Annotated in this window: 22 protein-coding genes and 1 pseudogene; 21 read left to right on the top strand and 2 right to left on the bottom strand. The window is 39.6% G+C overall.

From position 1 onward, the window contains the following. The first annotated feature begins 1 nt into the window (after nt 1). The 20 genes and pseudogenes from ACIY19_RS05805 to ACIY19_RS05710 all read left to right on the top strand — a co-directional run bounded on the left by ACIY19_RS05805 (nt 2) and on the right by ACIY19_RS05710 (nt 18,921). Complete coding sequence (locus tag ACIY19_RS05805; protein WP_049538583.1) at nt 2–310, top strand: DUF5592 family protein; 309 nt, start codon at nt 2–4, stop codon at nt 308–310. Continuing rightward, nucleotides 310–957, top strand: a complete 648-nt coding sequence (locus ACIY19_RS05800) for a hypothetical protein (RefSeq protein WP_409002927.1) — start codon at nt 310–312, stop codon at nt 955–957. Before ACIY19_RS05805 ends, ACIY19_RS05800 begins: the two co-directional genes overlap by 1 nt. Before the next feature lie 10 nt (nt 958–967). Next, nucleotides 968–2,917, top strand: coding sequence for a virulence factor (locus ACIY19_RS05795; RefSeq protein ID WP_409002926.1), 1,950 nt, complete (start codon nt 968–970; stop codon nt 2,915–2,917). 19 nt (nt 2,918–2,936) lie between these two features. Beyond that, the gene (locus ACIY19_RS05790) at nt 2,937–3,188 is read left to right on the top strand and encodes a hypothetical protein (RefSeq protein WP_001107251.1); all 252 of its coding nucleotides are present in this window, start codon (nt 2,937–2,939) and stop codon (nt 3,186–3,188) included. A gap of 15 nt (nt 3,189–3,203) precedes the next feature. After that, nucleotides 3,204–4,544 carry a CHAP domain-containing protein gene (locus tag ACIY19_RS05785; RefSeq protein WP_409002925.1) on the top strand — a complete coding sequence of 447 codons (1,341 nt, stop codon included), beginning with the start codon at nt 3,204–3,206 and terminating at the stop codon, nt 4,542–4,544. Nucleotides 4,545–4,558: 14 nt separating this feature from the next. Then, nucleotides 4,559–5,149, top strand: a complete 591-nt coding sequence (locus ACIY19_RS05780) for a hypothetical protein (protein WP_409002924.1) — start codon at nt 4,559–4,561, stop codon at nt 5,147–5,149. A 123-nt stretch (nt 5,150–5,272) separates the two neighbouring features. Beyond that, nucleotides 5,273–6,091 carry a ParA family protein gene (locus tag ACIY19_RS05775; protein WP_000701737.1) on the top strand — a complete coding sequence of 273 codons (819 nt, stop codon included), beginning with the start codon at nt 5,273–5,275 and terminating at the stop codon, nt 6,089–6,091. Then, on the top strand, nt 6,088–6,360 hold the full coding sequence (locus tag ACIY19_RS05770) for a hypothetical protein (RefSeq protein ID WP_409002923.1): 273 nt from the start codon (nt 6,088–6,090) through the stop codon (nt 6,358–6,360). Before ACIY19_RS05775 ends, ACIY19_RS05770 begins: the two co-directional genes overlap by 4 nt. A gap of 25 nt (nt 6,361–6,385) precedes the next feature. Further along, nucleotides 6,386–7,120, top strand: a complete 735-nt coding sequence (locus ACIY19_RS05765) for a hypothetical protein (RefSeq protein WP_409002922.1) — start codon at nt 6,386–6,388, stop codon at nt 7,118–7,120. Nucleotides 7,121–7,148: 28 nt separating this feature from the next. Beyond that, complete coding sequence (locus ACIY19_RS05760; protein ID WP_006152272.1) at nt 7,149–7,478, top strand: hypothetical protein; 330 nt, start codon at nt 7,149–7,151, stop codon at nt 7,476–7,478. Nucleotides 7,479–7,587: 109 nt separating this feature from the next. Then, nucleotides 7,588–8,925: an ISLre2 family transposase gene (locus ACIY19_RS05755; protein ID WP_409002921.1), complete on the top strand. Its 1,338-nt coding sequence runs from the start codon at nt 7,588–7,590 to the stop codon at nt 8,923–8,925. 521 nt (nt 8,926–9,446) lie between these two features. Then, on the top strand, nt 9,447–9,860 hold the full coding sequence (gene rpsL, locus ACIY19_RS05750) for a 30S ribosomal protein S12 (RefSeq protein WP_001142332.1): 414 nt from the start codon (nt 9,447–9,449) through the stop codon (nt 9,858–9,860). 19 nt (nt 9,861–9,879) lie between these two features. Next, nucleotides 9,880–10,350 carry a 30S ribosomal protein S7 gene (gene rpsG, locus ACIY19_RS05745; protein WP_000087873.1) on the top strand — a complete coding sequence of 157 codons (471 nt, stop codon included), beginning with the start codon at nt 9,880–9,882 and terminating at the stop codon, nt 10,348–10,350. A 278-nt stretch (nt 10,351–10,628) separates the two neighbouring features. Then, nucleotides 10,629–12,710 (top strand): elongation factor G, encoded by a 2,082-nt coding sequence (gene fusA, locus ACIY19_RS05740; protein WP_409002920.1) that lies wholly within the window; start codon nt 10,629–10,631, stop codon nt 12,708–12,710. Between the two features lie 323 nt (nt 12,711–13,033). Continuing rightward, nucleotides 13,034–14,734, top strand: a complete 1,701-nt coding sequence (locus tag ACIY19_RS05735) for an acetolactate synthase large subunit (protein ID WP_409002919.1) — start codon at nt 13,034–13,036, stop codon at nt 14,732–14,734. Next, nucleotides 14,727–15,203, top strand: coding sequence for an acetolactate synthase small subunit (ilvN, locus tag ACIY19_RS05730; protein WP_409002918.1), 477 nt, complete (start codon nt 14,727–14,729; stop codon nt 15,201–15,203). Before ACIY19_RS05735 ends, ilvN begins: the two co-directional genes overlap by 8 nt. Nucleotides 15,204–15,268: 65 nt before the next feature. Then, a complete protein-coding gene (gene ilvC / locus ACIY19_RS05725; protein WP_000218054.1) occupies nt 15,269–16,291 on the top strand; it encodes a ketol-acid reductoisomerase in 1,023 nt (340 codons plus the stop codon). A 79-nt stretch (nt 16,292–16,370) separates the two neighbouring features. After that, the gene (gene ilvA / locus ACIY19_RS05720) at nt 16,371–17,621 is read left to right on the top strand and encodes a threonine ammonia-lyase IlvA (protein ID WP_409002917.1); all 1,251 of its coding nucleotides are present in this window, start codon (nt 16,371–16,373) and stop codon (nt 17,619–17,621) included. Nucleotides 17,622–17,703: 82 nt separating this feature from the next. Beyond that, nucleotides 17,704–18,600, top strand: a complete 897-nt coding sequence (locus ACIY19_RS05715) for an SPFH domain-containing protein (RefSeq protein WP_000244062.1) — start codon at nt 17,704–17,706, stop codon at nt 18,598–18,600. A 106-nt stretch (nt 18,601–18,706) separates the two neighbouring features. Next, nucleotides 18,707–18,921 (top strand): annotated as a pseudogene (locus ACIY19_RS05710) (hypothetical protein). Between the two features lie 92 nt (nt 18,922–19,013). Here the strand turns inward: ACIY19_RS05710 and ACIY19_RS05705 are convergent. Both ACIY19_RS05705 and ACIY19_RS05700 read right to left on the bottom strand, forming a co-directional pair. Continuing rightward, nucleotides 19,014–19,754 (bottom strand): amino acid ABC transporter ATP-binding protein, encoded by a 741-nt coding sequence (locus ACIY19_RS05705; RefSeq protein ID WP_000193349.1) that lies wholly within the window; start codon nt 19,752–19,754, stop codon nt 19,014–19,016. Then, nucleotides 19,751–21,319, bottom strand: coding sequence for an ABC transporter substrate-binding protein/permease (locus ACIY19_RS05700; RefSeq protein ID WP_409002916.1), 1,569 nt, complete (start codon nt 21,317–21,319; stop codon nt 19,751–19,753). The genes ACIY19_RS05705 and ACIY19_RS05700 overlap by 4 nt, the downstream gene beginning before the upstream one ends. 138 nt (nt 21,320–21,457) lie before the next feature. On the opposite strand from ACIY19_RS05700, the gene ACIY19_RS05695 reads away from it, so the two are divergent. After that, nucleotides 21,458–23,347 carry a DUF2207 family protein gene (locus tag ACIY19_RS05695; RefSeq protein ID WP_409002915.1) on the top strand — a complete coding sequence of 630 codons (1,890 nt, stop codon included), beginning with the start codon at nt 21,458–21,460 and terminating at the stop codon, nt 23,345–23,347. Nucleotides 23,348–23,405: the final 58 nt, after the last annotated feature.

The raw sequence follows: 23,405 nt of genomic DNA, 5'->3' as shown, positions 1-23,405 counted from the left end.
AATGTACGGTGAAAAATATGGTGTACCTAGAGATATTTATGCCAAAATCAAGATTATAGGACTTCTTATTCTGGATATTACATTTGTAGGAATAACTGGGCTAATTGCTCTAAGCGTTGGATTAAGAATTTTTCCGAAAAGTCAATGGATACAAATGTTCGCATTCATATTTTTAACACCAGTTATGAGTTTGTATCTGGTGTTGCCAGCTAACGGTGGTAAAAAGAATTGGCACAGTATGTTTCTTTTCTTCAGACGAAGAAGAAAACGTTACATCAGTTTGAACTATATCAGAAGGAGAAAATCATAATGGCAATTAAACAAACTTCATCCAAAAATATTGAGAAACGCCCTTTAGGACGTATTCGAGAAATGAAGAAGCATACTCAGGAATATTTCGATTTACATTCTTGTGTTGAGTTGTTAGACGTAAAATCAATTATTCCAAACAGACAGGCTTATATCCAGTTAGTAGATTATGGATACTTGCAGCTGATGGAAATACCAGGTAAAGACTTAGGGTCGATGTCTTATAACGAGGTGATGCGTACAATCGAAAATTTTGAAACTTGGTTAACTCGATTTGGACCTAATATCCAAGTAGAGACGACAACCTTGCCAACAAATACTGATACACAAATTTCTGACTTGCGCCATCATTTGAATTTAGTGCGACAAGATCTCTCTAAGATATCAGTAAATGAGAGACGTTTTTTACAACTCAAAGATCGTGAGCTTTGGCTTCAAAGTCAAATTAAAGTTGAAGAGAGCATACGACAAGAAGTCTATAATACAGAGTTTATACTGTGGCTATTTGCACCTACAACAACTGAATTGGACGAATTGGTTCGGAAGGCTAAAACCTATGGAAATAATGATTTTGTTCCACAAGATATCAGCTACAGGAAGAAAATTCAAATTATAAAGCAATACAACAATATGAATGAGAAAGTGTAGGAGAGATAGCATGCCTGATTTATCAAAACGTAGACAAAGACAACTAAAAAATGAAGGATATGACCTTGCCTTTCTTAGTCAGATTCAACCGCAAGGAAATATTGATTTTCAAAAGGATGACCGCTCCTGGATAAGTGGGGATGGATACCATACGGTCTTACACTATTATGAGTATCCAACTGAAGGAATGGATCGTTTTTGGCTTTCCGAACTGTTATTGATCCCTGGGACACGTTCCTTCCTGTCCCTGTACAAGGAGGATAATAGACAGCTTCAAAAAGAGATTGAGGACTCTATTGAAGAGAAGTCAACACGGATTACAAACAATAGCAAACTAACCAATAATCGGAAAGAACTAGATGAAATTGACAATCTGAATAAACTAAGCCGTGAAATTGATAAGCAAAATATAGCTATGTACGGGATGTATATTCGTGTCTTTGTGTTTGCATCAACCAAAGAAGAATTATTCAAGAGGGTTGAAGAGGTCAAAGACAAAACGTCGAAATTCAAATCCACTATTCTATCAGGAGAATTAGATTTTGAATATCATGCCCCATTTATTCCAGCCGAATATCAGATCGATTTGCCCAATCATCGAAGAGGAATACCGACTCCAGCTCACTCAATAGCTGGTGGATATTTCTTTAATCATACGAAACTAGAAGATGAGAAGGGCTTCTACCTTGGATGGACTCCAACAAATGGAGCGGTAAATTTCAATTTTCTAGAACGTGACGAGAAAAGAACACGATCCTTTATGATCCTATCTGGAAATCCAAAGATGGGACAGCGATCTTTTCTTATGAAACACACAGACGGTCTCTATGCGAAGGGGCATTATATTCGTAACTTTGATGCTACTGGCCAATTTCTTGATCAGACACGAAAACAACATGGACTGATTTTTGATTTATCAGGTGAGTCCAACCGTATCAATATCTTCCAGGTATTTCCGACAGTAACCAATGAGGCAGGAACTGAAATTGATAAGAAAAAATCTTACAACCTTCACATCGAGAAACTGAAGAGTATCTATAAACTCCTGAATAATGAAGTGACAGGAGACGATTTAATCACATTTGGAACCCTCTTGAATGAGTTCTATATTGAAGAAGAATTGTGGGCTCGAAATCCTTCGTTGAATCCAGAAAAACTGAAAGCGACGGATATTGTGAAGGAACAGTATCCTATTCTGTCTGATTTCATTTTGTTTGTTGATGCCTACAAACGTCGACTAGAACAAAGTTATAGCACGGATATGGCTGAAATCAAAGCTGTTAAGCGTATTTACAATACGTTTAACGAACTATTGACAACAAACGCAGAAATTTTCGAGGGAACAACAGAATTCCAAGATATCTCTTCAGAGCAAGTTGTAACATTTGACTTCTCAGGGTTGAAGAACGCCCCTCATTTGTTAAATGTTCAGATATTCTCTGTTCTTTCACTTGTCTCAGCTGATATTGTCAATAACGGAAAACGCTGTAAGCAATTACTGAAGAGACGTCCTGACTTAACGGAGATGGATATGCAGCACTATATTGTCAATATTAGTGGAGCACAGACACTCATTGACCCTAAGCATGAAAGTAGTGTCAACCTTCTGGCCGATATGATTGATACAATGGGCGAAAACTTTGCTGGTGTTGTATTGTCTGTTAATTCACTGCGAGGGATTCTGTTTGAGACGGGGATTGGCACTCATAAGGATCCGTACGTAACGGCAGTCCAGAGGATTTTTGGTCTGATGCAATATAGAGTTTTTGCTCAGACGGACGAAACCAGTGTTCCTCTACTAGCTAACGCCTTATCTGGATCAATGAACCAGTCTGAACTAGAGACTTTGCCTCGTCTGGCGAAAGGACAGTTATTCATGAATATTGCAGGGGTAGGAAATCTGGTCTTTAACCAACAGCTGTTAGCCCCTGAAGTTGAGCGCTATGGCGGTATTGAGTAAGAAAGGAAGGTAAACCAGAATGGCCAAAAATAAACTAGGAATGATTGCCAGGACTAAGCAGAGATTTGATCAATACGTATTGATTCGTAAATATCGCATGCAACAAGAAAGAGATTATTTCGCTTCAGAGGGAGAATCTGATCCAAAACGCCTGGAAGCACAAAAAGAACGAGATAAGGAGTTTTTGAACGGTCTCAAGAAGATTGGAATAGGATTTATTGTATTTTTAGTTTTTTATGGAATTTTGCGAACAATATTAGGATTATGGTAAATAAGCGAGGTATCCATGAAAAAAATATTTAAACTGAAGATCCTCATTCCTTTTGTGGCTCTCCTATTAATTATCAATGTTGGGATAACCATGTTAGTTGGGATAATGGGAGCTGTAACCAATAATGGAAGAAATGATTGTGGTGCTGTAGAAACAACATCTTCAACTGGCGACTCCACAGTTTCTTCAGCTGATGGTTCCATCGATGACTTTGTAAAAAAGCACAAGGAAGCCTATATCCTGTCTTGGAAGGCAGGAGGTTTCCTACCTTCAGCTTCTATCACTCAAACGATGATAGAGAATGGGTTCAATTTTACGAATCCTAATGGTACTTCCTTCTGGAAAGCTCACAATATGGGAGGTGTTAAAACCTCTAGTAAAAGTAATTTTCCAGTTACTCTTGCGACGTATGGTGAAGATAGTGTTGATTTAAGTGGGACAAAGCCTGGAGCGAATGTCGGAGACGGTACAGGAGGAGCTTATACTTGGTTCTCTAGCTACGATGCAGGGATCGTAGGGAAAGCTGAGTTTATGGCTCACCAGACACTTTATAAAGGGGCTATAAACAATACAAATGGCATTGCTAGCCTATCCGCTATAGCAGATGGTGGATGGGCCACAGATGGCACTTATAAGAGCAAACTAACTGATATGTATCAAAAACTGGGTACGAAGTATCAGTGGCTTGATAAGGAAGCTATTGCTGCTCATGGTGAGAAGCCCTATGAAGGATCCAGTACACAAGATGTTAGTTCTTCAGATAGTACGGTGTCTTCTTCAGCTGAAAAAAGTGGATGTGGTGAGTCAGGTAGCAGTGCCGATGGAACGGGAACTGTCCCTTCAGATGCGACTGCATGGGGGTATAAACCAGAAGACTTGCCAGATAGCTTGAAACCATTCCTTATTGATCCTAAGAGCTTAGGCATGGATTATGCCAAGTCTACAGGATGGTATAATCCTGGAAGTGACGAGTATGCTGGACAATGTGTGAATCTTACAATTAGCATGGGAAATCACTTATGGGGTCATTCTGGCTCAGTACAGGGAGATGGGAAAGATCAAGCGGCGGCATGGGCTGCAATATTTGGAAATTCGGTTAAGACTACACCTAAAAGAGGCGCTATTTTCTCTTCACAGGTAGGAGGCGGAGGATATGGTCATACTGGAATTGTATGTCATGTTTTCGAGAATGGCTCTATCTTATTTGTAGAACAAAATACACCTCTGAGTGGTTGGGATCAGTTCAAAACTCCATATACATGGAATTATCGTATTTGGACTAAATCACAACAACAAGAACAGGTAATCTCTTTTGCTTATCCAGATGACAGAGAAGCTAAATTAAGTTCAAATTAAAAGGAGTATATAAGATGATTGATTGGATAAAGGAGAATATGGTTGCATCGATTGTAGTAGGTATTCTATTGGTTTTGGCAGGGATAGGGATTGTATCGAGTTTCAGGCCGTCTCAACAAACTAAAATAGAAGAAGCTGCCCAGGTGGGTTCTTCAGGAACCGCACAAAACGAGCCGTCTTCCAAAGAGGAAACAGCAGACGAGAAGCATTATCGGACAGCTAAGCTAAAACTAGAACGCCCCTATGCAGAGGCAAGCCCAGAAGACAAAAAAGAAGTGTTAAAAGCCTTTGAAGAAGCAGTAGCAGATATAAAAAAGACGAATTTTCTGCCAAATGTCAAGGGAACAATCGAAAATCATTTATCTATGACACAGAATGCGATGGTTCAAACTTTTGCGATGGCTCTTCTGACGAATCAGTATGATTTTCAACCTAAACAATTGGAAGTGATGCCAACTGAATCAGATGACGTGATTCAATTTTTAGTTGTTCTAACTAAAAATGGAGAAGAGAATAGCTATTTCGTTGGAAATTTCAATACTACGGTTCAACAAATCCAGCTAAAAGCCTATGTTGGCGGAAATATAGGTGGTACATACGGATAATAAGTTGCACAAAAAGTTATATAACTTTTTGTGCTTTTATATTGACAAACAAAGTTGTTTTAGATATAATTAAGTATATAAAAAGTTATATAACAAAATATACAATTATCTAAGGAGGGAATCATGAAGATTCAGACTACAAACTTAGGAAAAGGTGGCGGTGGTAAGACTACAGATACCTTTAATGAAGGGGATTGGTTGGCACGTGTTAAGGGGCTTAGAACACTACTCATTGATGGAGCTTGGGAATGTAATTTGACAAGAACATTTGATGTAAAATGTGAGAAAACCGTCTATGATATATTTACGACTGGAGAGTATGAGATTGTTCCAATATCAGAAAATCTCAGTTTGATTTGTGGTGATGAGCGTTTGACAGATGAGCAGTTAGATCTTGCTAGTCGAAACAACAAGTATCTCCAGTTGTTTATGTGGTTTAGCGAACATTACGAAGAGTTAGAAGCACAATTTGATGTCATTCTGATTGATACGCACAATGATGAGAGTTTAGTTACAGCAAATTTTATAGCTGTATCAGATATTGTCTTGGCTGTTTCTGATGCCTCTCTAAATGGTTTTCGTGCCTGGTTATCTTTGAAAAATTTTGTAGACTTCATTAAGAGCGAAGCTATCGAAGTTATTACCAAGAAAAGCTATGTTAAAGCAGAACCTTATCTTATTGGAAATAAGATTAAGTACGTTGGAAACAATGTAACAGACACCTGTAAACAATTTTTAGAAGTTGTTGAAGAAGATCAGGCTTACCTGGGATCTATCCAGGAGAAAGAGCTCATGGCCAAAAGTCTTGTGATCAGTCAGAGTGTCTTTGAGCAGCATGAAGAGATGACAGCTAACCAACAAGAGACACATCAAAAGTTTTATGATAATATAAACTACGTATATGAAAATATTTTGAGTGTGTTAGAAGGAGAGGTAGCATGACAGAGAATCGATTCGCACAAGTAAAACAAACATTCCAAAGTACACCAAAGAGAGAAAAGACTCCTTCATCGAGGAAACAAAATCAGGAGGCTAGAAAGTCTCCTGAAAGCTATAACAAAAAGCAAAGATATCCATTCTCTTTACATCATAATGTTCGATACGATATGCTAGATGCTTTAGTAGAGTATCACGGTGAAAAATCAGCTTCATCTTATATCGAGAATCTGATTATAAGAGAATGGGAAAAGATGGAGCGAAAGAAAAAATAGCGTTCCATAAGAAAGGAAATGTAGCATGGTTTTTACAGGGATGCCGTATTCTAGTTGGAAAAGACAATCACAATATAACGAAGAACAGGAGCGGATTTTTTGGGAAAAAGAGTCAATGAAGAGAAAGCGAGAAAATGATTTCATCCAAGAGCGTATAAAGTGTGATTTAGAGTTTGCAAAGAAACACTATCAGACAACTGGAAATACTACTTATAGTATTCCTGTTAATAATTTGCCAAAGGATTTCAATAATCTTGAAGTTAATCTTGAAGTTAATCTTTATAACCTCATTCATTATGTTTATTCTGATGATGAATTTAGATTTTTTTATAAGACATCTAAAATCAGCTTCATCTCAAATTTAACGGATGTTCTTAATATCTCTGAAGACATTGCATTACAGATCCATTCTTTATTGTCGGACGAAGAGTATATTTTTAAATCACTTCACGAAAGTTGGTTTAGATTATTTGAATTATATGAGTATAACAAACTATTCAAATCCAAATATGGATCTTACGCCCCATTTTATAAGATGGCTAACAATTCCCTTTTGGGAGAAATTGAAAAGTTGAAATCAAAGAGTAATTTTATAAAAAGCTGGAGGAATAATCGTTTTTGGAAAAAGAAAGGATTATCTCGAAAAAGTATTTCAAAATTGTACTCGCTTGTAGGTTTTTTCTACTTAGAACATGATTGGGATAGAGTGTCTTATCAAAAATTATTTGGTATCCAGACACGAGGAGATAATAAATTTTAAAATATTACTGATGAAGTAGGAGGAATCTATGATGATTTTCATTGATATTAAAAGACTTGTTCAACTGTTCTTTATTTTTATCGGAGCTATAGCAATCTATGTGTTCTATAAAACATTTGGACTTAGTACGGTGTTTATAATTGTTTTAGGGTTGGCCGTTTTGAAATTCGCTCCAGCTTTCCTTCCAGTTGTATTATTACTGTATTTGGGACTTCACTTTACAGGTGGTTTTTCCTTTATTGCAGATGGAATTGTGACGGTTTTATGGAGTATTATTTTGATTCCTATGGGGATAGCTACTATTGAAATGAGCAAATCCTATTTGAGTAAGAAAGAGAAACCCTGGTATGACAAGTAAGAGTTTATCTGAAAAGATAGGCTCTTTTTTTGTCAGAACAAAGGATTATTTGAACATTCAGGTCAAAATTTATTAAAATAAGCGTAATTTTAATAAGGGAGGATTCTGAATGGCTTTCTTTGATGAGAGAGAACTAAAAAATAAATTGCTGTTTCAAAATGCAAAAGAATTTTATAATTTTGTTTCTAGGTATGATGAGGAGATGATTCCAGTTATGAAAGCAAAGGGCTATACCTGTATTCATTCAATGGAGCGAACCGTCGCTTTTACATTTGGAGAGTTTACTTTCAGAAGAAGGCGTTGGAAAAAGGGAGATCATTGGGTCATTCCAGTAGATGAAAAGTTAGGGCTTCAGAAGAACGTCCGCTTCTCCTGGGAATTTATGTATCAGGTGGCCAAATTATCTACTTTAATGCCATATGATAAAGTAACTCAGGTGATCCAATTGACTTATCACATCTCTATCACAAAACCAATTGTAGTAAAAGCCGTAAAAATTTGTGAGAAGTTATTGGAGGAAAGAGAAGGCTATCGATATTATGAGGAGAATAAAGAAGTTAGCAAAAGAAAAACCCAGGTTATTTATATTGAGGGTGATGGTGTGATGGTTAAAGCACGTGACACACAAAAGGATAATAAACATTATGATTTATCCCATTTTGTAGTCCATACGGGAAGCCAGAAAGTTGGCAGCAATCGATTTGAACTCCAGGACAAAAAAGAATTTATTGGCCTTGACAACCGCTTAGTGAGGGAGCAGGTGATCGATTATCTGTTCAATAATTACGAAATTACGAACCAGACTTTATTGATTACGAACTCTGATGGAGGTCATGGATATACACCCTATGTTTTCAAAGAAATTGCGAAGGTTTTGCGAATTAAACGACACGAACATTTTTGGGATGAGTATCATGTAAATAAGGAGTTGAAGAATTATTTAAAATTTTACTCTGAAGATCTATTAGAGAGAGCTTTCCAGGCGATTAAGCAACATGATAAGCAGTTAATGAGAACTGTCCTAGATACGACCGAAAGTCATATCGAGACAGAAGAAGAACAAGAGATATTTGAGAAGTTCAAGAGTAAAATATTGAGAAATTTCCAATACACTAAACCAGCCGAACAAAGGGGATTCAGTCATGCAGGAATCGGGATAATGGAAAGTCAGCATCGGAAGGTCACTTATAGAATGAAAAAAAGAGGAATGTACTGGACACTTGCTGGAGCTGAAACGATGAGTCGAATAGTTGTTTTGAATTATGAAGATTCTTTGAGGGAACTATTCTTTGGCAACTGGAGAGAAGATTATGAAAAATTTATTTCTTTAGAGGAAGTTTCTGCTTATACCATTAAAAAGAGAATGAGTAAAACGGAAAAAGAAAATACATCTAGATATCAATGTTACCCTGATAGTAAAAGGTTATCCTACTTCCGAAAACAATAGAAGTACATAATAAAGTATATAAAAAGTTATATAACAATAACCTTTATAAAAAAAGGTCTTTTTGTGCTACAATCAAACATAAAATGCTTGCATGGTATGTAAAAATGTGTTATAATTTACTTAAATTAATCGAATAAAAAAAGACGAAAAGTGCGCTAACACTTCTCGCCTTACCGAGTAAGAACACGTCCTTCTTACTCAGTCTTTAATTAATGATACCTGATAACTGTATCAATGTCAAGACTGAGCAAGAAATTTGTTCAGTCTTTTTTTAAAACTCGGTGATGTTCTCCTAAAAAATGTATGAATTTAGGCGTTCTAAAAAATTCTACCGCATACAAAAATGAAAAATATCTTGACAATGAAGGAAAAATTGTGTTACAATAATAGACGGTACTTTTTACTTTTGGTCTCTCAAAAGTGTACAGGGACGTGCTGACAAATGTTGCAAAAGTACACACAGATGGTAGCTGTCACCAAGTGTATCATCACCAAAAATAAAAAAACACAGGAGAATGTAGATGCCTACAATTAACCAATTGGTTCGCAAACCGCGTAAATCAAAAGTAGAAAAATCTAAATCACCAGCTTTGAACGTTGGTTACAACAGTCATAAAAAAGTTCAAACAAACGTTTCTTCACCACAAAAACGTGGTGTTGCAACTCGTGTGGGAACAATGACACCTAAAAAACCTAACTCTGCCCTTCGTAAATTTGCTCGTGTACGTTTGAGCAACCTTATCGAAGTTACTGCCTACATCCCAGGTATCGGACACAACTTGCAAGAGCACAGCGTGGTGCTTCTTCGTGGTGGACGTGTAAAAGACCTTCCAGGGGTACGTTACCATATCGTCCGTGGTGCACTTGATACTGCAGGTGTTAACGATCGTAAACAAGGCCGTTCTAAATACGGTACGAAACGTCCAAAAGCATAAGGAAAGGGGATAAAGAGAAATGAGTCGTAAAAATAGAGCTCCAAAACGTGATGTATTGCCAGATCCGCTTTACAATTCACAACTAGTTACTCGTCTTATCAACCGCGTTATGCTTGACGGTAAACGTGGTACAGCTGCTTCAATCGTTTACGGTGCTTTTGAGCAAATCAAAGAAGCTACTGGTAACGATGCACTTGAAGTATTTGAAACAGCTATGGAAAACATCATGCCTGTACTTGAAGTACGTGCACGTCGTGTTGGTGGATCTAACTACCAAGTCCCAGTTGAAGTTCGTCCAGAACGCCGTACAACACTTGGACTTCGTTGGTTGGTAACCATCGCTCGCCTTCGTGGTGAACACACAATGCAAGACCGTCTTGCAAAAGAAATCTTGGATGCTGCTAACAACACTGGTGCAGCAGTTAAGAAACGTGAAGACACTCACCGTATGGCTGAAGCTAACCGTGCCTTCGCACACTTCCGTTGGTAATAAAACGATACCAAGAGCGGTAAAGGCCCAAGGCAAAAATAGGAAACTGATGAAGTGTTCCGTGAACACAAAGCAGTTTATCTTTTTTGCACCGGGCCTCGCTCGGGTTCAAATCAGTTAACTTGAGCTTCTAGCCCGAGTTCAATTCAACTTGTCTACAAGTTGAAACCAACAAAAACAAGATAAACATTGAGAACGGGTAGGTCCTGCCTATCCGTTTTTATTAAAATCGTGTTATAATAGAATAGAAATTAAAATAAATAGGAGAAACAAACCTCATGGCACGCGAATTTTCACTTGAAAAAACTCGTAATATCGGTATCATGGCTCACGTCGATGCCGGTAAAACAACAACTACTGAGCGTATTCTTTACTACACTGGTAAAATCCACAAAATCGGTGAAACTCACGAAGGTGCGTCACAAATGGACTGGATGGAGCAAGAGCAAGAACGTGGTATCACTATCACATCTGCTGCGACAACAGCTCAATGGAACAACCACCGCGTAAACATCATCGACACACCAGGACACGTGGACTTCACTATCGAAGTACAACGTTCTCTTCGTGTATTGGACGGTGCGGTTACTGTTCTTGACTCACAATCAGGTGTTGAGCCTCAAACTGAAACAGTTTGGCGTCAAGCAACTGAGTACGGAGTTCCACGTATCGTATTTGCCAACAAAATGGACAAAATCGGTGCTGACTTCCTTTACTCAGTAAGCACACTTCACGATCGTCTTCAAGCAAACGCACACCCAATTCAATTGCCAATCGGTGCTGAAGATGACTTCCGTGGTATCATCGACTTGATCAAGATGAAAGCTGAAATCTATACAAACGACCTTGGTACAGATATCCTTGAAGAGGATATTCCAGCTGAATATCTTGAACAAGCACAAGAATACCGTGAAAAATTGATCGAAGCAGTTGCTGAAACTGACGAAGAATTGATGATGAAATATCTCGAAGGTGAAGAAATCACTAACGAAGAATTGAAAGCGGGTATCCGTAAAGCGACTATCAACGTTGAATTCTTCCCAGTATTGTGTGGTTCTGCCTTCAAGAACAAAGGTGTTCAATTGATGCTTGATGCGGTTATCGACTACCTTCCAAGCCCACTTGATATCCCAGCGATCAAAGGTATTAATCCAGATACAGACGAAGAAGAAACTCGTCCAGCATCTGACGAAGAGCCATTCGCAGCTCTTGCCTTCAAGATCATGACAGACCCATTCGTAGGTCGTTTGACCTTCTTCCGTGTATACTCAGGTGTTCTTCAATCAGGTTCATACGTGTTAAACACATCTAAAGGTAAACGTGAACGTATCGGACGTCTTGTGCAATTGCATGCCAATAGTCGTCAAGAAATCGAAACCGTTTATGCTGGTGATATTGCAGCTGCTATTGGTTTGAAGGATACAACTACTGGTGATTCATTGACAGATGAAAAAGCTAAAATCATCCTTGAGTCAATCCACGTTCCAGAACCAGTTATCCAGTTGATGGTTGAGCCAAAATCTAAAGCTGACCAAGACAAGATGGGTATCGCCCTTCAAAAATTGGCTGAAGAAGATCCAACATTCCGCGTTGAAACAAACGTTGAAACTGGTGAAACAGTTATCTCTGGTATGGGTGAACTTCACCTTGACGTCCTTGTTGACCGTATGCGTCGTGAGTTCAAAGTTGAAGCGAACGTAGGTGCTCCTCAAGTATCTTACCGTGAAACATTCCGCGCTTCTACTCAAGCACGTGGATTCTTCAAACGTCAGTCTGGTGGTAAAGGTCAATTCGGTGATGTATGGATTGAGTTTAGTCCAAACGAAGAAGGTAAAGGATTCGAATTCGAAAACGCAATCGTCGGTGGTGTGGTTCCTCGTGAATTTATCCCAGCGGTTGAAAAAGGTTTGGTAGAATCTATGGCTAACGGAGTTCTTGCAGGTTACCCAATGGTTGACGTTAAAGCTAAACTTTACGATGGTTCATACCACGATGTCGACTCATCTGAAACTGCCTTCAAGATCGCGGCTTCACTTGCCCTTAAAGAAGCTGCTAAATCAGCACAACCAGCTATCCTTGAACCAATGATGCTTGTAACCATCACTGTTCCAGAAGAAAACCTTGGTGATGTTATGGGTCACGTAACTGCTCGTCGTGGACGTGTAGATGGTATGGAAGCACACGGTAACAGCCAAATCGTTCGTGCTTACGTTCCGCTTGCTGAAATGTTCGGTTACGCAACAGTTCTTCGTTCTGCATCTCAAGGACGTGGTACATTCATGATGGTATTTGACCACTACGAAGATGTACCTAAGTCAGTACAAGAAGAAATCATTAAGAAAAACAAAGGTGAAGACTAATCAGTCCTCACTCTAGAAGGAAGTCACTTAGTGGCTTCCTTTTTTTGTCTTTAACTATTCATTTTTGCTGAATATAGTATACAAATTTGGTCGCTAAGTGAGAAAAATACTAATTCTATCCAGAAAGAAAATATTCTAATTTGATAAATTAAAGTAAATAAAGCTTCCTAATTCCGCAGAAAAGTTAATAAAAATGAGGACAAGATTCATAAATACACTTTTAGATAGAAAATTCAGAAAATTGACTCTTTTGCCTTGAAAATTTTTGAAAAAATGGTATGATAGTAACAAGCTATTTTTTTAAGAGAAGAGAAAGGGGAACAATGGAGAAAATCAGTTTAGAATCCCCTAAGACGGGGTCGGACCTAGTTTTGGAAACACTTCGGGGCTTAGGGATTGATACCGTTTTTGGTTATCCTGGTGGTGCGGTCTTACCTTTGTATGATGCGATATACAATTTTAAAGGTATTCGCCACATCTTGGGACGCCATGAGCAAGGTTGTTTGCACGAAGCTGAAGGATATGCCAAATCAACTGGAAAGTTGGGCGTTGCCGTCGTCACGAGTGGACCGGGAGCAACAAATGCCATTACAGGGATTGCAGATGCCATGAGCGATAGCGTTCCCCTTTTGGTCTTTACAGGTCAGGTTGCGCGAGCTGGGATTGGGAAAGATGCCTTTCAAGAAGCAGACATCGTGGGGATTACCATGCCCATTACCAAGTACAATTACCAAGTTCGTGAGACCGCAGATATTCCTCGTATCATTACGGAAGCTGTCCATATCGCAACGACAGGTCGACCAGGTCCTGTTGTGATTGACTTGCCAAAGGATGTATCAGCTCTAGAGACAGATTTCATCTATTCACCAGAAGTTAATTTACCAAGTTACCAACCGACGCTTGATCCGAATGACATGCAAATCAAGAAAATCTTGAAGCAATTGTCAAAAGCCAAGAAACCTGTTTTGTTAGCAGGCGGTGGTATCAGCTATGCGGAAGCTTCTAAGCAGCTCAATGAATTTGCTGAACGTTACCAAATTCCAGTAGTCACTAGTCTTTTGGGGCAAGGAACCATTGCAACAAGCCATCCACTATTCCTCGGAATGGGAGGAATGCACGGTTCTTTCGCAGCCAACATTGCAATGACGGAAGCGGACTTTATGATTAGTATTGGTTGCCGTTTCGATGACCGCTTGACTGGAAATCCCAAGACCTTTGCTAAAAATGCTAAGGTTGCCCATATCGACGTTGACCCAGCTGAGATTGGTAAGATTATCAGTGCAGATATTCCTGTGGTGGGGGATGCTAAGAAAGCCTTGCAGATGCTACTGGCAGAACCAACTGTTCATAACAATACTGAAAAGTGGATTGAAAAAGTCACCAAGGACAAGAATCGAGTTCGTTCTTATGATAAGAAAGAACGTGTGGTTCAACCTCAGGCTGTTATTGAACGCATCGGTGAGTTGACAAATGGGGATGCCATTGTTGTCACAGACGTCGGGCAACACCAAATGTGGACAGCTCAGTATTATCCTTACCAAAATGAGCGTCAGTTAGTCACTTCAGGTGGTTTGGGTACCATGGGATTCGGAGTTCCTGCAGCTATCGGAGCCAAGATTGCCAATCCAGAAAAAGAAGTCATCCTTTTTGTCGGTGATGGTGGTTTCCAAATGACCAACCAAGAGCTAGCAATCCTAAATATCTACAAGGTACCGATTAAGGTTGTCATGTTGAATAACCACTCACTAGGAATGGTTCGTCAGTGGCAGGAATCCTTCTATGAGGGTAGAACTTCAGAGTCAGTCTTTGATACACTTCCTGACTTCCAGCTGATGGCACAGGCCTACGGCATTAAAAATTATAAATTTGACAATCCAGAGACGATAGAGAAGGATCTAGAAGTCATTCTGGAGGATGTGCCCATGTTTATCGAGGTGGATATTTCTCGTAAGGAACAGGTCTTACCGATGGTACCAGCTGGTAAGAGCAATCATGAGATGTTGGGGGTGAAGTTCCATGCGTAGAATGTTAACAGCTAGATTGCAAAACCGTTCAGGAGTTTTGAATCGTTTTACAGGTGTCCTTTCTCGTCGTCAAGTCAATATTGAGAGTATCTCAGTTGGTGCGACAGAGAACCCCAATGTATCGCGTATCACTATTATTATTGATGTTGCTTCTCATGATGAAGTGGAGCAAATCATCAAACAGCTCAATCGTCAGATTGATGTGATTCGCATTCGAGATATTACAGACAAGCCTCATTTGGAGCGCGAGGTGATTTTGGTTAAGATGTCAGCACCAGCTGAGAAGAGAGCTGAGATTTTAGCGATTATTCAACCTTTCCGTGCAACAGTGGTAGACGTAGCGCCAAGCTCGATTACCATTCAGATGACGGGAAATGCAGAAAAGAGCGAAGCCCTATTGCGAGTCATTCGCCCATACGGTATTCGCAATATTGCTCGAACGGGTGCAACTGGATTTACCCGCGATTAAAAATCCAACTTAAATTTGTTAAACCAGCTTAAAAGGCAATAAATAATAGAAAAGAGAGAAAAGCTATGACAGTTCAAATGGAATATGAAAAAGATGTTAAAGTAGCAGCACTTGACGGTAAAAAAATCGCCGTTATCGGTTATGGTTCACAAGGGCATGCGCATGCTCAAAACTTGCGTGATTCAGGTCGTGACGTTATTATCGGTGTACGTCCAGGTAAATCTTTTGATAAAGCAAAAGAAGATGGATTTGATACTTACACAGTAGCAGAAGCTACTAAGTTGGCTGATGTTATCATGATCTTGGCGCCAGACGAAATTCAACAAGAATTGTACGAAGCAGAAATCGCTCCAAACTTGGAAGCTGGAAACGCAGTTGGATTTGCCCATGGTTTCAACATCCACTTTGAATTTATCAAAGTTCCTGCAGATGTAGATGTCTTCATGTGTGCTCCTAAAGGACCAGGACACTTGGTACGTCGTACTTACGAAGAAGGATTTGGTGTTCCAGCTCTTTATGCAGTATACCAAGATGCAACAGGAAATGCTAAAAACATTGCTATGGACTGGTGTAAAGGTGTTGGAGCGGCTCGTGTAGGTCTTCTTGAAACAACTTACAAAGAAGAAACTGAAGAAGATTTGTTTGGTGAACAAGCTGTACTTTGTGGTGGTTTGACTGCCCTTATCGAAGCAGGTTTCGAAGTCTTGACAGAAGCAGGTTACGCTCCAGAATTGGCTTACTTTGAAGTTCTTCACGAAATGAAATTGATCGTTGACTTGATCTACGAAGGTGGATTCAAGAAAATGCGTCAATCTATTTCAAACACTGCTGAATACGGTGACTATGTATCAGGTCCACGTGTAATCACTGAACAAGTTAAAGAAAATATGAAGGCTGTCTTGGCAGACATCCAAAATGGTAAATTTGCAAATGACTTTGTAAATGACTATAAAGCTGGACGTCCAAAATTGACTGCTTACCGTGAACAAGCAGCTAACCTTGAAATTGAAAAAGTTGGTGCAGAATTGCGTAAAGCAATGCCATTCGTTGGTAAAAACGACGATGATGCATTCAAAATCTACAATTAATTCTTGTAAAGAAAGACAGAAGGCGAGTTGGGGGTACCTAACTCGTTTTTTATCTTGAACAGTATTTGAGGAGGAGACAATGCTAAGTGCAAAAGATGTGGTGAAAGCCCACAAAGTTTTGAGTGGTGTAGTAGTTGATACACCACTAGAATATGATCATTATTTATCAGAAAAATACCAAGCAAAGATTTATCTCAAAAAGGAGAATGCGCAACGAGTTCGCTCTTTTAAAATTCGTGGAGCCTATTATGCCATTTCTCAACTATCAAAAGAAGAACGTGAGCGTGGTGTAGTCTGTGCCTCTGCGGGAAATCATGCCCAAGGTGTCGCCTATACTTGTAATGAGATGAAGATTCCTGCAACCATTTTTATGCCCATCACAACACCGCAACAAAAGATTGGGCAGGTTCGCTTTTTCGGTGGAGAGTTTGTGACAATCAAGTTGGTTGGGGATACATTTGATGCTTCTGCTAAGGCGGCACAAGAATTTACATTGACAGAAAACCGCACCTTCATCGATCCTTTTGATGATGCGCATGTTCAGGCTGGTCAAGGGACGGTAGCCTATGAGATTCTTGAAGAAGCCCGTAAAGAGTCTATTGATTTTGATACAGTACTTGTACCAGTAGGTGGTGGCGGATTGATTGCCGGTGTTTCAACTTACATCAAGGAAACCAATCCGACCATTGAAGTGATCGGGGTAGAAGCTAATGGTGCTCGCTCTATGAAAGCTGCCTTTGAAGCTGGGGGACCAGTTAAGTTAAAAGAAATTGATAAGTTTGCTGATGGGATAGCTGTGCAGAAGGTTGGACAATTAACCTATGAAGCGACCCGAAAAAATGTTGAAACGCTGATTGGGGTGGACGAGGGATTGATTTCCGAAACCTTGATTGATCTTTATTCCAAACAAGGTATTGTAGCAGAACCAGCCGGAGCTGCCAGTGTTGCAGCCTTGGAAGTTTTATCAGACTATATCAAAGGCAGGACGATTTGTTGTATCATTTCTGGAGGAAATAACGATATCAACCGTATGCCAGAGATGGAAGAACGTGCCTTGATTTACGATGGAATCAAGCATTACTTTGTAGTGAATTTCCCACAACGTCCAGGAGCTCTACGAGAGTTTGTAAATGACATTTTGGGGCCAAATGATGACATCACTCGTTTTGAATATATCAAACGAGCAAGCAAGGGGACAGGCCCTGTCTTGATTGGGGTAGCTCTTGCCAATAAGCATGACTATGCTGGATTGATTCATCGAATGGAAAAGTTTGACCCATCTTATATTAATTTGAATGGGAACGAAACGTTGTATAATATGTTAGTTTAAGCTAAAATAAAATTATTATCATATTATTTGCGTAATAATGATGATGGTGCTATAATGAGGGTGACGAAAGGGGGAGATTCCCATGGTTTTACAAATTTTACTTGTTTTATTGTTTTTAGTGGTGATTGCATCAGTGATTATGGTTAGTTCTGTGTATGTGGTTCGACAACAATCTGTCGCTATCATAGAACGCTTTGGTAAATACCAAAAGTTGAGCAATAGTGGTATTCATTTACGAGCTCCTTTTGGAATTGATAGGATTGCGGCAAGAGTTCAACTACGCTTGTTGCAAAGTGAGATTGTTGTAGAGACAAAGACGCAAGATAATGTATTTGTAACGATGAATGTGGCAACTCAGTATCGAGTGAATGAAAATAATGTCACAGATGCTTATTATAAATTGATGCGTCCAGAAGCCCAAATTAAATCCTATATTGAAGATGCTTTGCGTTCATCTGTACCAAAGCTAACCCTAGATGAGTTGTTTGAGAAGAAGGATGAAATCGCCTTAGAAGTTCAAAAACAAGTGGCTGAAGAAATGTCTACATATGGGTATATCATTGTCAAAACGCTGATTACTAAGGTTGAACCTGATGCTGAAGTAAAACAATCAATGAATGAAATTAACGCGGCTCAACGTAAGAGAGTTGCGGCGCAAGAGCTTGCTGAAGCAGATAAGATTAAAATCGTGACCGCAGCAGAAGCTGAAGCAGAAAAAGATCGCCTACATGGTGTAGGGATTGCAGAGCAGCGTAAAGCAATTGTTGACGGACTAGCTGATTCTATCCAAGAGTTAAAGGGAGCCAATGTTGAGCTAACTGAAGAACAAATCATGTCTATCCTATTAACGAACCAGTATTTAGATACGTTGAATAATTTTGCAGATAAAGAGGGTAATAATACAATCTTCCTACCAGCAAATCCTAATGGAGTCGAGGACATAAGAACTCATATATTATCGGCTTTAAAAGCCAAATAAAAATATGCAGAATAATATAGTTACGACGAATATATGTTTTTTTATTGACAAACGAAATAAAAACGTATACAATTAAGTATTGTAAAGAATAATTTAGGAGAAGAACATGGCTAAGTCGAACTTTGAAAAAGTAGAAGCAGTTGTTGGCTGGGCTCGTGATAAGAAAATCACAGGCTACCGTATCTCTAAAGAAACGAATGCGCGGAAATGTCTATCATTGCTCTAGCACAAGGACGCGCAAAAGTTAAAAATATTTCATTTGAAACAGCTCTTGGTTTAATCGATTTCTATGAAAAAAATCATGAAAAATTTGAAGATTAAACTGTGGTCACAGGCAGATTCCTGATTCGAGTCTGCCTTTTCTTTACAATTACAAACTAAAAAGACTGCATTCTTTATGCAGTCTTTGTTTATTAGCTGAGATAGCGTTGAAGAAATTCTTTTGTCCGTTCTTCTTTAGGGTTCGTGAAGAGTTCTTCTGGTTTGCCTTCTTCAGCAATGACACCCTTATCCATAAAGATGACACGGTGAGAGACATCGCGAGCGAACTCCATCTCGTGGGTTACGACGATCATGGTCAAGCCTTCTTGAGCCAAATCCTGCATAATTTTGAGAACTTCTCCGACCATTTCTGGGTCAAGGGCAGATGTTGGTTCGTCGAAGAGAATGGCATCAGGATTCATGGAGAGAGCGCGGGCGATAGCCACGCGTTGTTTTTGTCCCCCTGAGAGTTGTTTGGGCTTAGCTTGCCAGTAACGTTCTCCCATACCGACTTTTTCGAGATTCTCTTTGGCAATTTTTTCAGCTTCAGAGTGGTCGCGTTTGAGTACAGTCGTTTGGGCGACGATTGTATTTTCAAGGACATTCAGATTTTCAAAGAGATTGAAAGATTGGAAAACCATACCGAGTTTTTCACGATAATGGGTGAGGTTATAGCCTTTTTCTAAGACATTTTCTCCTCGATAGAGAATCTCTCCCTCTGTAGGTGTTTCTAGTAAATTAATCGAACGAAGGAAGGTTGATTTTCCGCTTCCTGAGCTCCCGATGATGGAAATAACCTCTCCTTTATGGACGGCGAGAGAAATGTCTTTTAGCACTTCGTTTTGCCCATATGATTTTTTGAGGTGTTTGATTTCAAGGATTGGTTGTGTCATTTTTTCAAATCCTCCGTTTGCATTTGGTTAGCACCTGTAGTGTAAGTATCCATGTCCATACGACGTTCGATGAAGCGTAGGATACGGGTCACAGTAAAGGTGAGGACAAAGTAGATCACGGCGATGATGGTAAAGGTCTGGAAGTATTGATAGGTTTGTGTTGCTACAGTATTTCCTGAGAAATAAAGCTCAACAACTGAAATAACGTTCAATACAGAGGTATCTTTGATATTGATGACAAATTCATTACCAGTAGCAGGTAGAATATTGCGGACAACCTGAGGTAGGACAATCTTACGCATGGTTTGGTTATGAGTCATACCAAGAGCAGTCGCGGCTTCAAATTGTCCCTTGTCAACCGCTAGGATACCACCACGGACGATTTCAGTCATGTAGGCACCGGTATTGATTGAAACGATGAAGATAGCAGCTAGTGTACGGTCAAGGTTGATACCGAAAGCTTGGGCAGTTCCATAGTAGATAACCATCGATTGAACGATCATTGGGGTACCACGGAAAATTTCAATGTAGACATTGAGGATCCAACCGACTAGTTTTTGTAGGCCATAAATGGCTTTATTCTCAGATAGAGGAGCAGTACGGAAGACACCAATGGCAAGGCCGATAATGAGACCTATGATGGTTCCGACAATAGAGATTAAAAGAGTGATACCAGCACCGCGCAAGAGTTGTTGCCAGTTTTCAGAGAGAATTTTAGCGACTTGGCTAAAGAAACTACTGCTAGTCTCTTCAGTTGTTGTAGCTTCGGCAGGTTGTTCCTTGATCATACGATCCATCAAGGCAACTTGATCGTCTTTTGAAATGGTTTCAATGCTGGCATTGATTTGGCTAATACGGTTGTCATCTTTACGAAGTCCAATGGCAATAGCTGTATCTTCTTCTCCAGTTTTGAAACCTGGTTCTACTTGAACCATCTTGAACTTAGAGTTAGCAGCTTCGGCAGTCAGAGCTTCTGGGCGTTCAGAAACATAGGCATCGATGACACCAGCCTCAAGAGCTTGGCGCATTTGAGCGAAATCTCCCATGGCTGTTTCTTTTTTAGCACCTGGGATTTGTGCAATCAAGTCGTAGAGGTAGACACCTTGTTGAGAAGTGATTTTCGCACCATTAAAGTCATCTAAAGATTTAGCATTTGCGTAGGCAGAATCTTTTTTGACTAGTAGAACTGGTTCGCTAGTATAGTAACTACTTGAAAAGGCAATTTCTTGTTTGCGCTCAGCAGTAGGACTCATACCTGCGATAATCATGTCAATCTTACCAGAAGTAAGGGCAGGGACTAGACCTTCCCACTTGGTTTTAACAACTAAAGGTTCTTTGCCTAAGTCCTTAGCGATTTTCTTGGCGATTTGAACATCGTATCCGTTAGCATACTGGTTAGTCCCATCGATTTTGACAGCCCCATTGCTATCATCATCCTGGGTCCAGTTAAAGGGAGCATATGCTGCTTCCATCCCGATGCGTAAATATTCATCAGCTTGAGCAACATTGACGAGTCCCAGCATCAGCAAGAGACCTGTGAAAATAGATAAGTATATTTTTCTCATGATTTCTCCTATTTCTAATCTATTAAAAAATAACTGTCTCCTATTTTATCGAAAAATGCGTAATTTTTCAACATAAGTAAGCCTTTACTTACGAAAAAATGTTATAATGATAAGAAAGATAAAAAGGGGGCTTAGTTGATGAAAAAAACTTTTTTCTTACTGATGTTTGGCTTGTTTTGCCTTCTGCCATTTTCTGTTTTCGCCATTGATTTTAAGATAAACTCTTATCAAGGTGATTTGTATATTCATGCAGACAATACGGCAGAATTTAGACAGAAGATAGTTTATCAGTTTGAGGAGGACTTTAAGGGCCAAATCGTGGGACTTGGACGTGCTGGCAAGATGCCTAGTGGATTTGACATTGATCCTCACCCAAAGGTTCAGGCTGCGAAAAACGGTGCTGAACTGACAGATGTTACTAGCGAAGTGACAGAAGGAGCAGATGGTTATACTGTTAAAGTTTATAATCCAGGTCAAGAAGGCGACATAGTTGAAGTTGACCTTACCTGGAACTTAAAAAATTTGCTTTTTCTATATGATGACATTGCTGAATTAAATTGGCAACCTTTAACAGATAGTTCAGGGACTATTGGGAAGTTTGAATTTCATGTAAGGGGAGACGAGGGGGCAGAAAAACTCTTTTTCCATACAGGGAAACTTTTTAGAGAGGGAACGATTGAAAAGAGTAACCTTGATGATACTATTCGTTTAGACAATCTTCCGGCTAAGCGTGGGGTTGAATTGCATGCCTACTGGCCTCGAACTGATTTTGCTAGCGCTAGGGATCAGGGGTTGAAAGGGAATCGTTTAGAAGAGTTTAATAAGATAGAAGACTCGATTGTTAAAGAAAAAGAGCAAAGTAAACAACTCCTTACTTGGGTATTCCCTTCGCTACTTTCCATTTCCTTGTTATTGAGCGTCTGCTTCTATTTTATCTATAGAAGAAAGACCACTCCTTCCGTCAAATATGCTAAAAATCATCGTCTCTATGAACCACCAATGGAATTAGAGCCTATGGTTTTATCGGAGGCTGTCTACTCAACCTCCTTGGAGGAAGTGAGTCCCTTGGTCAAGGGAGCTGGAAAATTCACCTTTGACCAACTTATTCAAGCTACCTTGCTAGATGTGATAGACCGTGGGAATGTCTCTATCATTTCAGAAGGAGATGCAGTTGGTTTGAGGCTAGTAAAAGAAGATGGTTTGTCAAATTTTGAGAAAGACTGCCTAAATCTGGCCTTTTCAGGCAAAAAAGAAACAACTCTTTCCAATTTGTTTGCGGATTACAGGGTATCTGATAGTCTTTATCGTAGAGCAAAAGTCTCTGATGAAAAACGGATTCAAGCAAAGGGGCGTCAGCTCAAATCTTCTTTCGAAGAAGTGTTGAAAGAGATGCAAGAAGGGGTGAGAAAACGAGTTTCCTTCTGGGGGCTTCCGGATTACTATCGTCCCTTAACTGGTGGGGAAAAGGCCTTGCAAGTGGGTATGGGTGCCTTGACTATCCTGCCCCTATTTATCGGATTTGGTTTGTTCTTGTACAGTTTGGATGTTTATGGTTATCTTTACCTCCTCTTGCCAATACTTGGTTTTCTAGGTTTGGTTTTGGCTGTTTTCTATTATTGGAAGCTTCGACTAGATAGTCGTGATGGTGTTCTGAATGAAGCAGGAGCAGAGGTCTACTATCTCTGGACCAGTTTTGAAAATATGTTGCGTGAGATTGCACGATTGGATCAGGCTAAGCTGGAAAGTATTGTGGTCTGGAATCGCCTCTTGGTCTATGCGACCCTATTTGGCTATGCGGACAAGGTCAGTCATTTGATGAAGATTCATCACATCCAAGTAGAAAATCCAGATATCAATCTCTATGTAGCTTATGGCTGGCATAGTATGTTTTATCATTCAAGCGCGCAAATGAGCCATTATGCTAGTGTCGCAAATACAGCAAGTACCTACTCCGTATCTTCTGGAAGTGGAAGTTCTGGCGGTGGCTTCTCTGGAGGCGGAGGCGGTGGTAGCATCGGCGCCTTCTAAAAAATCTATCGCAACATCTGAAATTATGTTATAATAGAGGACAGAAAAAGGAGTAATG

The organism is Streptococcus sp. ST14, assembly GCF_046098195.1.
GTDB lineage: Bacteria > Bacillota > Bacilli > Lactobacillales > Streptococcaceae > Streptococcus.
This window is presented reverse-complemented; position numbering and strand designations above follow the sequence as displayed.

What these genes read in the sequence shown, in the direction of transcription:
- ACIY19_RS05805 (WP_049538583.1), top strand. Translation starts at nt 2, where the DNA reads ATGTACGGTGAAAAATATGGTGTACCTAGAGATATTTATGCCAAAATC.
- ACIY19_RS05705 (WP_000193349.1), bottom strand. Translation starts at nt 19,754, where the DNA reads ATGACACAACCAATCCTTGAAATCAAACACCTCAAAAAATCATATGGG.
- ilvC (WP_000218054.1), top strand. Translation starts at nt 15,269, where the DNA reads ATGACAGTTCAAATGGAATATGAAAAAGATGTTAAAGTAGCAGCACTT.
- ACIY19_RS05795 (WP_409002926.1), top strand. Translation starts at nt 968, where the DNA reads ATGCCTGATTTATCAAAACGTAGACAAAGACAACTAAAAAATGAAGGA.
- ACIY19_RS05735 (WP_409002919.1), top strand. Translation starts at nt 13,034, where the DNA reads ATGGAGAAAATCAGTTTAGAATCCCCTAAGACGGGGTCGGACCTAGTT.
- ACIY19_RS05700 (WP_409002916.1), bottom strand. Translation starts at nt 21,319, where the DNA reads ATGAGAAAAATATACTTATCTATTTTCACAGGTCTCTTGCTGATGCTG.
- fusA (WP_409002920.1), top strand. Translation starts at nt 10,629, where the DNA reads ATGGCACGCGAATTTTCACTTGAAAAAACTCGTAATATCGGTATCATG.
- ilvA (WP_409002917.1), top strand. Translation starts at nt 16,371, where the DNA reads ATGCTAAGTGCAAAAGATGTGGTGAAAGCCCACAAAGTTTTGAGTGGT.
- ACIY19_RS05765 (WP_409002922.1), top strand. Translation starts at nt 6,386, where the DNA reads ATGGTTTTTACAGGGATGCCGTATTCTAGTTGGAAAAGACAATCACAA.
- ACIY19_RS05760 (WP_006152272.1), top strand. Translation starts at nt 7,149, where the DNA reads ATGATGATTTTCATTGATATTAAAAGACTTGTTCAACTGTTCTTTATT.
- ACIY19_RS05695 (WP_409002915.1), top strand. Translation starts at nt 21,458, where the DNA reads ATGAAAAAAACTTTTTTCTTACTGATGTTTGGCTTGTTTTGCCTTCTG.
- ACIY19_RS05770 (WP_409002923.1), top strand. Translation starts at nt 6,088, where the DNA reads ATGACAGAGAATCGATTCGCACAAGTAAAACAAACATTCCAAAGTACA.
- ACIY19_RS05790 (WP_001107251.1), top strand. Translation starts at nt 2,937, where the DNA reads ATGGCCAAAAATAAACTAGGAATGATTGCCAGGACTAAGCAGAGATTT.
- ACIY19_RS05775 (WP_000701737.1), top strand. Translation starts at nt 5,273, where the DNA reads ATGAAGATTCAGACTACAAACTTAGGAAAAGGTGGCGGTGGTAAGACT.
- ACIY19_RS05800 (WP_409002927.1), top strand. Translation starts at nt 310, where the DNA reads ATGGCAATTAAACAAACTTCATCCAAAAATATTGAGAAACGCCCTTTA.
- rpsL (WP_001142332.1), top strand. Translation starts at nt 9,447, where the DNA reads ATGCCTACAATTAACCAATTGGTTCGCAAACCGCGTAAATCAAAAGTA.
- rpsG (WP_000087873.1), top strand. Translation starts at nt 9,880, where the DNA reads ATGAGTCGTAAAAATAGAGCTCCAAAACGTGATGTATTGCCAGATCCG.
- ACIY19_RS05755 (WP_409002921.1), top strand. Translation starts at nt 7,588, where the DNA reads ATGGCTTTCTTTGATGAGAGAGAACTAAAAAATAAATTGCTGTTTCAA.
- ACIY19_RS05715 (WP_000244062.1), top strand. Translation starts at nt 17,704, where the DNA reads ATGGTTTTACAAATTTTACTTGTTTTATTGTTTTTAGTGGTGATTGCA.
- ACIY19_RS05780 (WP_409002924.1), top strand. Translation starts at nt 4,559, where the DNA reads ATGATTGATTGGATAAAGGAGAATATGGTTGCATCGATTGTAGTAGGT.
- ilvN (WP_409002918.1), top strand. Translation starts at nt 14,727, where the DNA reads ATGCGTAGAATGTTAACAGCTAGATTGCAAAACCGTTCAGGAGTTTTG.
- ACIY19_RS05785 (WP_409002925.1), top strand. Translation starts at nt 3,204, where the DNA reads ATGAAAAAAATATTTAAACTGAAGATCCTCATTCCTTTTGTGGCTCTC.